General features: G+C 37.8%; 11 protein-coding genes and 1 pseudogene. 7 read left to right on the top strand and 5 right to left on the bottom strand.

Translation table 11 applies throughout. The features are described from left to right. Window positions 1–1,434 (top strand): Ig-like domain-containing protein (locus IQ226_RS16965; RefSeq protein WP_193897180.1); only part of this gene is annotated, 1,434 nt, incomplete at its 5' end. Between the two features lie 381 nt (window positions 1,435–1,815). Further along, a complete protein-coding gene (locus tag IQ226_RS16960; RefSeq protein ID WP_053538561.1) occupies window positions 1,816–2,226 on the top strand; it encodes a hypothetical protein in 411 nt (136 codons plus the stop codon). A 263-nt stretch (window positions 2,227–2,489) separates the two neighbouring features. Here the strand turns inward: IQ226_RS16960 and rsmI are convergent, their stop codons facing one another. From rsmI to IQ226_RS16945, 3 genes are all read right to left on the bottom strand, one after another. Further along, entirely contained in the window at window positions 2,490–3,344 is an 855-nt protein-coding gene (rsmI, locus tag IQ226_RS16955) for a 16S rRNA (cytidine(1402)-2'-O)-methyltransferase (RefSeq protein ID WP_193897178.1), read from the bottom strand. Window positions 3,345–3,514: 170 nt separating this feature from the next. Then, a complete protein-coding gene (locus IQ226_RS16950) occupies window positions 3,515–3,982 on the bottom strand; it encodes a DUF29 domain-containing protein (RefSeq protein ID WP_168467470.1) in 468 nt (155 codons plus the stop codon). 145 nt (window positions 3,983–4,127) lie between these two features. Continuing rightward, on the bottom strand, window positions 4,128–4,739 hold the full coding sequence (locus IQ226_RS16945) for a PH domain-containing protein (protein WP_193897176.1): 612 nt from the start codon (window positions 4,737–4,739) through the stop codon (window positions 4,128–4,130). A 267-nt stretch (window positions 4,740–5,006) separates the two neighbouring features. Here IQ226_RS16945 and IQ226_RS16940 point away from each other — a divergent pair, with 267 nt between their 5' ends. From IQ226_RS16940 to rpsU, 5 genes and pseudogenes are all read left to right on the top strand, one after another. Continuing rightward, entirely contained in the window at window positions 5,007–5,870 is an 864-nt protein-coding gene (locus IQ226_RS16940) for a sugar kinase (RefSeq protein ID WP_193897174.1), read from the top strand. A 9-nt stretch (window positions 5,871–5,879) separates the two neighbouring features. Next, window positions 5,880–8,159, top strand: coding sequence for an MASE1 domain-containing protein (locus tag IQ226_RS16935; RefSeq protein WP_193897172.1), 2,280 nt, complete (start codon window positions 5,880–5,882; stop codon window positions 8,157–8,159). A 153-nt stretch (window positions 8,160–8,312) separates the two neighbouring features. Continuing rightward, window positions 8,313–9,167, top strand: a complete 855-nt coding sequence (locus tag IQ226_RS16930; RefSeq protein ID WP_193897170.1) for a 3'(2'),5'-bisphosphate nucleotidase CysQ — start codon at window positions 8,313–8,315, stop codon at window positions 9,165–9,167. 205 nt (window positions 9,168–9,372) lie between these two features. Beyond that, window positions 9,373–9,696, top strand: a pseudogene (locus IQ226_RS16925) (RNA recognition motif domain-containing protein). Window positions 9,697–9,817: 121 nt separating this feature from the next. Continuing rightward, on the top strand, window positions 9,818–10,015 hold the full coding sequence (rpsU, locus tag IQ226_RS16920) for a 30S ribosomal protein S21 (RefSeq protein ID WP_015078697.1): 198 nt from the start codon (window positions 9,818–9,820) through the stop codon (window positions 10,013–10,015). Between the two features lie 266 nt (window positions 10,016–10,281). Here rpsU and IQ226_RS16915 read toward each other — a convergent pair whose 3' ends face one another. Continuing rightward, entirely contained in the window at window positions 10,282–10,617 is a 336-nt protein-coding gene (locus tag IQ226_RS16915) for a DUF5615 family PIN-like protein (RefSeq protein WP_193897168.1), read from the bottom strand. Next, complete coding sequence (locus IQ226_RS16910; protein WP_193897167.1) at window positions 10,610–10,924, bottom strand: DUF433 domain-containing protein; 315 nt, start codon at window positions 10,922–10,924, stop codon at window positions 10,610–10,612. Before IQ226_RS16910 ends, IQ226_RS16915 begins: the two co-directional genes overlap by 8 nt. Window positions 10,925–11,067 lie beyond the last annotated feature (143 nt).

The raw sequence follows: 11,067 nt of genomic DNA, 5'->3' as shown, positions 1-11,067 counted from the left end.
CAAACAACTCAAGATAGCCTATTTGAAGGCAATGAGACTTTTACTGTGAGTTTAAGCAATCCTAATAATGGTGCGGTTGTTAGTTCCACAAATGGCACAGCGAAGGGAACAATTAATAATGATGACGCTGCACCCATTGACCCAACGGATGATAACAAAAAACCAAATCTGCAAAGCTTCACCCAAAATGGACAAGAAGATCAAATAATTAGTTTTGGTATTGGAGACTTCAAAGACAAGGGTAAATACCAAGACGAGGACAATAATGATTTAATGGCAATTAAGGTAATAAGTTTACCAACCGCTGGAAGCCTAACTTTTGTGAATGGTCAACAAGTGACTGTCAATCAAGAGATATTAGTTAATGACCTGGCTAATGTGCGATATAATCCCGTTGTTAATGCTAATGGTAATGTTGCCACATTCACAGTAGCAGCGATTGATAATGGTACTCCAAAAGCAGAATCTGATCCTGCTACCATCACAATCAATCTGACTCCGGTAAATGATCCTCCCGTTGCACAAAATGATCAATTATCTGTCAGTCAAGGAAGTGCGGGAACTATCAACCCTTTAAACAATGATAGTGACCCTGAAGGAGATAGTTTAAAGCTCACCGGCAAAACCGACGGTAAATATGGCAAAGTTGATATCAATGGCAATAATTTGACCTATACGCTGTTAGATGCCAATTATTTAGGTAATGATGTCTTTAGTTACACTGTCTCTGATGGTGATCTTTCCGCAAGCGCTAATGTTAGGGTAACGGTTACGGGTAAAGCTGCAACTGATACTGTAGCACCAACTCAGCTAATCCCAATTGCTCCTGATGATAAACTGATTCCCAGGGAAGCAGGTACATTAACTGGTATTGTTGATACATTGGGCTACAAATTTCCTAATAACTACAACCCATCCCTTGTCAAAAACTCCCTGCAAAATGCCCTAAATCGGACCACCGCAGCTTTTAATAATCTGTTCGGTCTCTATGAGGTGGATGATGTAACGGGGTCTGTAAATGGCATTAAACCCGGGGAAACTGGTTATGCGAAAGCTGCTTTGAGTAAGGTAGTAGATAACTTTATTGTGCGGGTAGGGGGTTCAAGTAGTGGTGCTGCGAGTGATGTCGTTGTCAGTGGTGGTAAAATCTATTCTCCCTTTGTAATTGCTAATGGTGGTAACTTCTCCGGTAATCTCCAACAAGCGATTAATGCTTTCTTTGCTGCGAACCCTAATAATAGTCCGGCTACCGCGCAAAATTACACGACTTTACCTGTAGCCTATTTTAGCTTTGGGGTAGCTAACCCGGACGGTGCGGCTCATTTAAGAAGTTTTGGGAATAATACCTTTGGTTTTGAAGATCTACCTGCGGGTGTGGGGGTAAGTGACTACGATTTTAATGATGCGGTTTTCTCCTTTGGAGCGATAGCGTAAGCCTATTTGATTCTCCGGGTAGGGATATTACGGGATACAAGGGTACTTTATCTACTAGTAGCTTTGTGACTGTTTAAGCTACGTAGCGGTAATATTTGCAAGAGTCAGATACCCGATTTCTCTAAGAAGTCGGGTATCACCTGAGTTCGACGTAACGATAATTTGTGGAAAACTCACCCCACCTAGGAGTCTCAAACCCTTATTCTCTCGTTGAAAAAATCATAACTCCGTTCGCGTAGCGTCTCCGAAGGAGAAACTCCGAACTCCGAACTCACGTGGTATCTTGTTGGTAAAAAACCCGCTTCTCCTTCACAAGGGGGTAAAATAGTAAAATGACAGATGCTACTGTTATTGTCCCCAAAATAACTATCACCAAAATATATGACAACCAACCCACCAATTCTCACTTATACTCTGGAAGAAATATTATCTCGTTTGGATCAAAAGATAGAGAAGCAATTTACCGAAGTTAACCAAAAAATGGATCGGCAATTTGCTGAAGTCAATCAAAAAATGGAGAAGCAATTTGCTGAAGTCAATCAAAAACTAGAAATTATTGATGGTAGACTAAATAAACTGGAAATTGGACAGGCAGAATTATCAGGGGAAATTAAAACCCTAGATGGAAAACTATCAGGGGAAATTAAAACCCTAGAAGAAAAAGTTATTGGTATTGATAAAAGACTAGATAACCAAGAATTTATTAATCGTGGAGTTCTAGTAGCAGTGATTATCGCCTTAATCAGTGGAGTAGTCAAACTATTCGGTTTCTTCCCCACTGGTAAAATCTGAAAACCTTAATGGAATAAAATAGTCCTCTGGGAGGTTAGTGTAGCTTTTATTACAAAAAGTCAGTAAAAATGACAGGTGACAGCCAAATATTAGGGTATGTTAGCGACTAGTAACGCACCATTGGTAAAGACTTTGGGTGTAGCATAGCGATCGCTATATAATATAGTAACGCACCATTTTAAATCATTATCCTGTACATCCTTTCATCCTGGATATCCTGATTCAGTTTGTCCTATTCTAGATCCTGATCATCGTTTCTATACTTAACTGCTAAGTTCAATTGTCAAAGCTAGTTGATAGAGATAGCGACGAGATAAACCCGTATCCTTTGCTATCTCACGACTAGCTTGAGAACGAGAAATACCCTGTTTAATCATTGATAATAGTTCGTTTTTTAATTCGGTTTCTGTGAGTTGAGGTTTACTAGGTGGATTTCCAGCTACTAAAAGAGTATATTCTCCTTGGGGTTCTTTGTCTTGGTAATGGGTAATCCCCTCGGCAATTGTTCCCCGCCAAAATTCTTCGTATAATTTCGTCAGTTCTCGTGCTATAACTAGAGAGCGATCGCTTCCCAAGATTGCCCCCAAATCTGCTAAAGTATCTCGTAATCTGTGAGGTGATTCATAGAAAGCCAAGGTTCGGGATTCACCTTGCAAAGATTCCAAATATTTCCGGCGTTGTTGACTTTTAGCCGGTAAAAAACCATCAAAAATAAACCTATCTGTGGGTAATCCAGCCGCGCTCAAAGCCGTAATTACGGCACTTGCACCGGGGATAGGAACAACCGTGATCCCATTATCAATACAAGCCTTAATTAACTCATATCCTGGGTCAGAAATTCCTGGCATTCCCGCATCACTTACCAAAGCGATCGCTTTTCCAAATTGTAACTGTTCTAATAATTCGGGAATACGACTATTACTATTATGTTCATGGTAACTAACTTGGGGAGTTTTTACCTGAAAATGTTGTAATAATCTGCCTGTGTGGCGTGTATCTTCTGCCGCAATCATGTCCACTGCTTGTAAAATTCTCACCGCTCTAAAAGTCATATCTTCTAGATTACCAATGGGTGTAGCGACAATATAAAGTGTTCCTGGTTTGGGTTCAGTTTGCATATTAATTTTGAACACGGATTAGATAATTTCAGAACACGGATTAAACGGATTTAATGATCTCACTGAATTAGATAATCTTCAATTTAATCTTGAACACGGATTAGATAATTCCAGAACACGGATTAAACGGATTTAATGATCTCACTGAATTAGATAATCTTCAATATAATTTAATTCATTGGTGAATTTCCTTCATTTTCCCAAAATTTATTATTTAACAAAATCTCTAAATTTTCTGGGAAAGGACAAATATCAGGAAAATTAACATCATATTCATTAATTAGGTTATCAACCCCATCTAGATAGCATTCAGAGAAAATTTCTAAAAAATAATTCTGTAAACTAGGAGAATCTCTTAACAATTTTTTTATGTCTTTTTGAGTTCGTTTAATAGTATTTTCCCACCCCCGATAACAGTCAGGTAAGGGGACATAACATCGTTTGAGTGCGTGTTCAAACAAAGTCGTCAAACGATTCTCTAATTCTCGTCTCTCTCTTCCTCCCAAAGATGATACCTCCTCAATTAAATTATTCCAATCAATATCATTAACATTTCTCTCCTTTAATTGCTGAATTGTATTCTCAACCCAGAGAACAAAATCTTGATTATAGAGAGTTGTTACTGGTGCTTTTTCCATTGCTTTTATCTCCTCTTCAATTTCTGCAAATCTATTTTCATTACATCTTTAATCATACAGCGGTTTGATGCTCTTAGGAGGTAAATCTTATTCCCCTCATCGCTTGCGGAGAGGGGTTTGATGACAATTTGCTGTAATTTATCAATTAGTTGTTAATAAATTTCTCAAACACCTCACCAAAATCTTTCCGCACATAAGTTTCATGAGCATATTTTAACCAATTAAAAGCATACTGATTAATTGATTTAAATTGCTCTTCTGAAGTTGATGTAGTTGTTGAACGACTAACTGTACTAGCTGCCGTATTTAAACTAGTTTGAGCATATTGATGATAAAGAGCATTTTCTCGTTGAATTGAGCCAATTTTCAGTAAAGCCTTGTACAAGTCTTTCAAAGGATCAATATAAATTTTAGCAACATCAATAGAATAGGATATATCCCCCATTATCAACTTGATTTCGATATCCATATCTATTGTCCCTGCGGTTTCTAGCTTCACATCCTTAATAATATGATGACTATAACTAAAACGTTTGAGTAGACGTTTTTTACTAACCGCAGAATTTCCATCTAGATGAATTAATGCTAGATTCGTAAAACAGTATTCATCAGTTTTTGACTTAATTAAAAAATAGATTTTTTCCCCTTCTTCATGAATCACATAATCATCACTATCAACTTTATGAAAATCTTCTGGTTTGATCACAGCACCAATATCACTCAAACCTAGTGCATCCATCGCCATATTTTTGAACATGATCTTTTACTCTCTAATTGAAATAATTTTACTATGATTCTATTGATTATACGTCAGTGCTATTGGATTTATGAACTTACTTAACAGTATTTTACTAATCTCTATTAAGCTATAAGAACGATTTTAAAGAAATGAAGACAATCTAGGTTAAATTTTCCAGTTCTCAAGGGTTACACTTTTTTTGATTCCCCGCATAAAAATTATCATTATGGGTAGACACGGGGATGTTACCCTAAATTAATACTTTAAGCAAGCTACCAATTAGCAATGAGCAAATCTGGCTTATTTGTCGGTTTAATTACCTTAGATTTCATTTATCTCGCGGACTCCCCTCCCCAAAATAATCAAAAATTAGTTGCCACTGACTATACTGTGGCAGCAGGGGGACCGGCAACAAACGCCGCCGTCACCTTCAGTCATTTAGGCAACCAATCTACAGTTTTAGGTATATTGGGTTCGCACCAGATCACACAGTTAATCTGTAGCGATTTAGAGAATTACCACGTTGCAATTATTGACTTAGACTCCTATAGGAAAACACCACCGCCGGTCTCTTCAATTGTTGTTACGCAAAGTACAGGTGAAAGAGCGGTAATTTCTATTAATGCCGTTAAAACTCAGGCGAATATTACCTCTATTCCTACAAATATTTTACAAGATATTGATATTGTATTAATTGACGGGCATCAAATGGAAGTCAGCAAAATTATTGCCCAAACTGCTAATATTCAGAATATTCCAGTTGTCATTGATGGTGGTAGCTGGAAACCAGGATTTGCAGAAATATTACCCTTTGTCAATTATGCTATTTGTTCTGCTAATTTCTATCCGCCTAACTGCGAAAATCAGGAAGACGTTTTTGCCTATTTGCAAAATTTTCACATTCCTTATATTGCCATTACTCAAGGGGAAAACCCCATCCAATACTTAACGCCTGATCGGTCTGGTGTAGTTAATGTGCCAAAAATACAGTCCGTTGATACACTAGGAGCAGGAGATATTTTTCACGGTGCTTTCTGTCACTATATCCTGGAGACAAATTTTATAGAGGCATTAGCATTAGCTGGAAATATTGCTGCGGAGGCGTGCAAACATTTTGGTACGCGCCCTTGGTTGAATTTAAATGTTTGATGTTTAATTATGTTTATTGATTTTCGTCCTCAACTGGATATATTTAACTTTCGTCAGGTTGCTTGGTGGAAACAGGTAGTAGTGGCGATCGCCTACTACATCGCATCCCAATTATCTTATATATTCACCACTTACCCCTCCACAGGATCAACCCCGATTTGGATACCCGGAGGTATTGCTGTCGGACTCATCACTATCTGGGGTTATCCCCTATGGTTAGGAGTAATGATTGGCGTATTTATCACCCAGTTGACGACATATCAAGGATGGGTAAATGTTTCCAGTCTATTTTTAACCATCTTTATCGTTGCCATTGTCACAGCCGGAAAGCTTTTGTCTGTCTATTGGACTGAATATTTGGTTGGTAATCGCTACTTTTTGCACCGAGCTAAAGATACTATTCAATTTATCATCTATGGCTGTTTTCTTAGTCATTTACCTGTGGCAGTTTTCTGTTCATTGTTATTATGTATCTTTGGTAAAGCTCTTTGGTCAATTTACTTCAATATTGCCCTATCTTGGTGGTTAGGTGATGCTTTCGGAATTCTCGTTCTTACCTCCTTAATCACTGCTTGGCACAGCAATATTAGTTCATTTATTTACTCAATAAAACATCGTTGGCTAGAAGCTACTATTATTTTATTTTTAACATTAGTTGTTAGTAATATCATTTCTAGAGGTAAAAATGCAGAATATTTACTAGTGCCTCTATTGGTGTGGACAGCTTTTAGATTTAAAGAACTAGGTGCAACCATTTTAATGGTGATAATGACGATAATTCTGGCAATCTGCACAGTTAAAGGGCATAGTTCATTTATCAATGATTCTCTGCAAATTTCTTTGCTACTATTACAGTCTTTTATTGCCGGTATTTGTGTAACAACCTTAATTTTAAATGCAGTTTTAAATGAAAACAATCAAGTGAAGAGTGATTTGCAGATAGCCAATGCTACCCTAATCGCTCAAAATTTGAAACTACAAGAACTTAATCAACTCAAAGATGTCGAACGTCAACAAAGAGAAAAAGTTCTCAAAGATTATCATGAAGCCTTAGAAAAACAGTTTATCCTATCTCAAGCAAAGGAAGTAGCAGAAACAGCAACCCAAGCCAAAAGTGAATTTTTAGCAAATGTGAGTCATGAAATTCGCACTCCTATGAATGGTGTAATTGGTATGGCTCAACTTCTCTACATGACAGAACTCTCAGAGGAACAAAAAGATTTAGTTACCACAATTAGAGATAGCAGTAATGCACTTTTAAATATTATCAATGATATTCTCGATTTCTCGAAAATTGAGTCTAATAATTTTGATTTAGAACAACGTCCCTTTAGCTTGAAAAAAATTATCAAATCCGTGTGCAGTATTCTTTATAAACAGGCACTGAATAAAGGTATTGATATTAATTATAGAATTCAACCCGATATTCCTGCTCATATCTTAGGAGATGATTCTCGCTTCCGCCAAATTTTAATCAACCTTGTGGGAAATGCTATTAAATTTACAAATAAAGGTCATATTTTTATTGCTGTTATAGTTAATAAAAAATGGGAAAATGAAGATATAGAGTTAATGGTATCCATTGAAGATACAGGAATTGGTATTGAAAAAGATCACTTAAATAAACTATTTCAACCCTTTACTCAAGCAGATGCTTTTATTAGTCACAAATATGGTGGCACAGGGTTAGGCTTGGCAATTAGTAAAAGTTTAGTAAATTTAATGGGAGGGACAATATGGGTAGAAAGTCGTGGAAGAGTCGGAGGTCAGCCCCCTTTAAGTTGGACTGCTAATGTTAACAATGACCATCTTCAAGGTTCAACATTTTATTTCACATTTGTAACCAAATCTGTTTTAGTTTGTGATTTAATACCAGAAGATAATTCATGGCAAGTTTCAAGAGAAGAAACAGATATCGCCACACCATTTTCCATGAAAATTCTCTTAGCGGAAGATAACAAAGTTAATCAAAAAGTTGCCCTATATTCCCTCAAAAAAATAGGCTATATTGCTGATATTGCCAATAATGGATTAGAAGTATTAGAAATGTTAAAAAGACAATTTTATGATGTGATTTTAATGGATATGAAGATGCCAGAAATGGACGGTATTACCGCAACTCAAATTATTCGTCAATCTTCCCAGGCTCAACCTTGGATTATCGCTATTACCGCGAATATTTCCGAAGAAGACCGTCAGGCTTGCTTTAAGGCAGGGATGAATGACTTTATGACTAAACCAATTCAAGTGGAAGCGCTCGCCGCAGTCATAGAAAAAGCTAAAATCTGAATTCTTATAGACACACTTGAATAAAATCCACCATTTACACGAAAATCCACACTTGAAACTCTCTCTTCTTTCTCTTTCTTTCTCTTTTTCCTTCTTCATCCTGACTCCTGCTATAGTATTTAATTTTCCTATTCCACTCAAATTTGTCCCCAAATGAAAGACTTATCCAAAATATTAAGAATTGCCCGGAAGGTAGGTTGGGGTGCAGCCAGTCTCCTGAGTTCTTATTATCATGGTACTGCCGCCGCACCAAATTTAGAGATCCAGTATAAAGACAGCGAACCCGTTACAGTGGCAGATTTAGCGGTCAGTGAATATATCTTGTCACAGTTACAAGCCGCTTTAGATGATGAAGACTTTGGATATATCAGCGAAGAAACTTATAAATCGCAACAGGGAAAAAATCCTGCTGAGTGGGTATGGATTATTGACCCATTAGACGGGACAAGGGACTTTATCAATAAAACTGGAGAATATGCAATTCATATTGCCTTAGTTCAAGGAACACAGACAATGTTAGCCGTCGTGGCAGTTCCAGAGACACAAAAGTTATATTATGCCACTAGAGGTGGTGGGACTTTTATCGAAACTGCAACAGGTTCTTTGCCTGTGCGACTGAACTCCCGTAAAAATATCCAAGATCTAATTTTGGTTGTTAGTCGCTCACACCGCAATGATAGGTTAGAATATCTATTGCAGCACCTGCCTTGTCAAAGTCAAAAAGCAATTGGTAGCGTCGGTTGCAAAATTGCCGCGATAGTTGAACAGCAAGCAGATGTTTACATTTCCCTTGCCGGTAAATCCGCACCTAAAGACTGGGATATGGCTGCTCCCGAACTAATTTTGACGGAAGCAGGTGGCAGGTTTACCCATTTTGACTGTACGCCATTACAATATAACACTGGCGACATCTCTCAATGGGGAGAATTACTGGCGAGTAATTATCAAAATCATGAGTTACTGTGTCAAGAAGCGCAAAGCATTCTTACACGGTTTACCTCCTACTGAAACAGTGTTTGTCATGGAGAATTTCCTGACAATACTGGTAGTTTTGTTGGGAAAATTTGTCCATTATGGGTTAATATTCTCATGTAGTGCTATACTTGGGGATATCAAAGATTATTTTCGGTTGAGTAAGTCGGTTTAAGATTTTTTTAAATACGTCTCTCCGAATCTAACTCTCTACACTCTCTGGTTTGGGGGACCCTCTTCTATGTCGATTTACGTTGGTAATTTGTCCTATCAGGTAACAGAAGAAGACCTGAAACGGGCTTTTGCATAGTACGGAACAGTTAGTCATGTGCAGCTACCTACAGACCGAGAAACTGGTCGCCCACGAAGTTTTGCCTTTGTGGAAATGGGATCAGAAGCAGACGAAGCCAAAGCAATTGCAGCATTGGATAGTGCTGAATGGATGGGACGTAATCTGCGCGTAAACAAAGCTAAACCGAGGGAAGACAGGGTTTCTGGTTCTCCTCGTGGCGGCACTAGAAGTTGGGGAAATCGTGGTGGCGGTGGAGACCGCGATCGCTACTAAGTCCAGAAAAAAAATTAAAATCTAGAGTATCCAGCAGATACGGTTTCATGCTAAGTGCTGCTGGAGTATTTTATTTTGACTTTAGTTCTCAAATATTGATTTAAACTACGGAGGAACAGGAATGACACAAGTGGTCTTAGGTGAAAATGAAGGAATTGAATCAGCACTACGAAGATTTAAGCGGGAAGTTTCCAAAGCCGGAATTTTCCAGGATATGCGGAAAAAGCGTCACTTTGAAACACCTTTAGAAAAAGAAAAGCGCAAAGCGATCGCTAGACACAAGCAACGCCGTCAACAACGTTCTCGTTTCAAGCGATAGATTTTTAGTCATATTGGCTAAAACTGGGAAATCCTCACAGGATTTCCTTTGAGATAACTCCACAAAAAAGATGATTCCATCTTGTAGGAGGGCGCGTGTCCTTGTATCATTGTTAAAATGTGAGGTCAATTAACCATAGTTTTTGTTTCGCGCAAAGGCGCGAAGACGCAAAGGTAAGAGTTTTAAAGGTTCAATTTGGGAATTTCATACCTCGATTCAGCAACGCCCTCGTACTGAATTTGCACCAATTACCGCTATTTGTTTGTTTACAAATATTCTACTCTACCCTTCATTTCCTCAAGAGTAGCAACTTCGTAAAGTAAGATCAGCATCCGAATAATATACCCAATTGATTTTGTATCTTTACGACAATAAACAATCCCACTATGATCAATTCCTTGATGATTGAGAATCAGAAAATCATCATCGTGTGTAACTAGCACGCGCGACTTTTCTTTAGCAAAATCTAACTGAACTGTATCACTCTTTGCCAAAAGATTCGCCCCCTGTGTAGTTGTCACGTCAATACCAGCCTGTCTCAAAGCTAAAGCAATATCAGGATCAACATTTTCATCAAGGTGAAATTGAATGCGTTTAGGCATATTTTTTCATCGCATTGAGTTTTTCCTGTAACAGTGAAGGACTGTTGAGACGTTCGGCTTCAGCATAAGCTTCAGCATCAGCAATTTGCTGGTCAATTTCTTGCCGATGTTCATAGTAAAATGCCATTGCTGTATGAACTGATACTAATGAAAGCTGATATTTTCCAGCAATTTCTTCTAAAGAATGCCCCATGCGGAGATACATAATTGCCACATCTGCAACTGTAATTCTTGTTCCAGTAATTCGTGGTTTACCACTACGAATCCCAGGAGTAACTTCAATATATTTGTCCAAGTTGTTTTCCATAAATATTCTTATTTAGCAACTAGCTTTAGTTTAAACTAATCTTATACTTACTGCTACATTGGTTAATTTTCCTCCGTTGAAAGTTTCATGTAGTAGGTTCTTAACGGTTCTTAACGAACCTTTTATGCAGAAATTTGATTAAT

The organism is Dolichospermum sp. LEGE 00240 (assembly GCF_015207875.1).
Classification (GTDB): domain Bacteria; phylum Cyanobacteriota; class Cyanobacteriia; order Cyanobacteriales; family Nostocaceae; genus Dolichospermum; species Dolichospermum gracile.
Note: the sequence above shows the minus strand (reverse complement) of the source record. Positions and strands in the feature narration are given on the sequence as shown.

Coding starts and splice junctions, on each gene's coding strand:
- IQ226_RS16915 (WP_193897168.1), bottom strand. CDS start 10,617: ATGCCTAAACGCATTCAATTTCACCTTGATGAAAATGTTGATCCTGAT.
- IQ226_RS16945 (WP_193897176.1), bottom strand. CDS start 4,739: ATGTTCAAAAATATGGCGATGGATGCACTAGGTTTGAGTGATATTGGT.
- IQ226_RS16950 (WP_168467470.1), bottom strand. CDS start 3,982: ATGGAAAAAGCACCAGTAACAACTCTCTATAATCAAGATTTTGTTCTC.
- IQ226_RS16935 (WP_193897172.1), top strand. CDS start 5,880: ATGTTTATTGATTTTCGTCCTCAACTGGATATATTTAACTTTCGTCAG.
- IQ226_RS16910 (WP_193897167.1), bottom strand. CDS start 10,924: ATGGAAAACAACTTGGACAAATATATTGAAGTTACTCCTGGGATTCGT.
- rsmI (WP_193897178.1), bottom strand. CDS start 3,344: ATGCAAACTGAACCCAAACCAGGAACACTTTATATTGTCGCTACACCC.
- IQ226_RS16940 (WP_193897174.1), top strand. CDS start 5,007: ATGAGCAAATCTGGCTTATTTGTCGGTTTAATTACCTTAGATTTCATT.
- IQ226_RS16960 (WP_053538561.1), top strand. CDS start 1,816: ATGACAACCAACCCACCAATTCTCACTTATACTCTGGAAGAAATATTA.
- IQ226_RS16930 (WP_193897170.1), top strand. CDS start 8,313: ATGAAAGACTTATCCAAAATATTAAGAATTGCCCGGAAGGTAGGTTGG.
- rpsU (WP_015078697.1), top strand. CDS start 9,818: ATGACACAAGTGGTCTTAGGTGAAAATGAAGGAATTGAATCAGCACTA.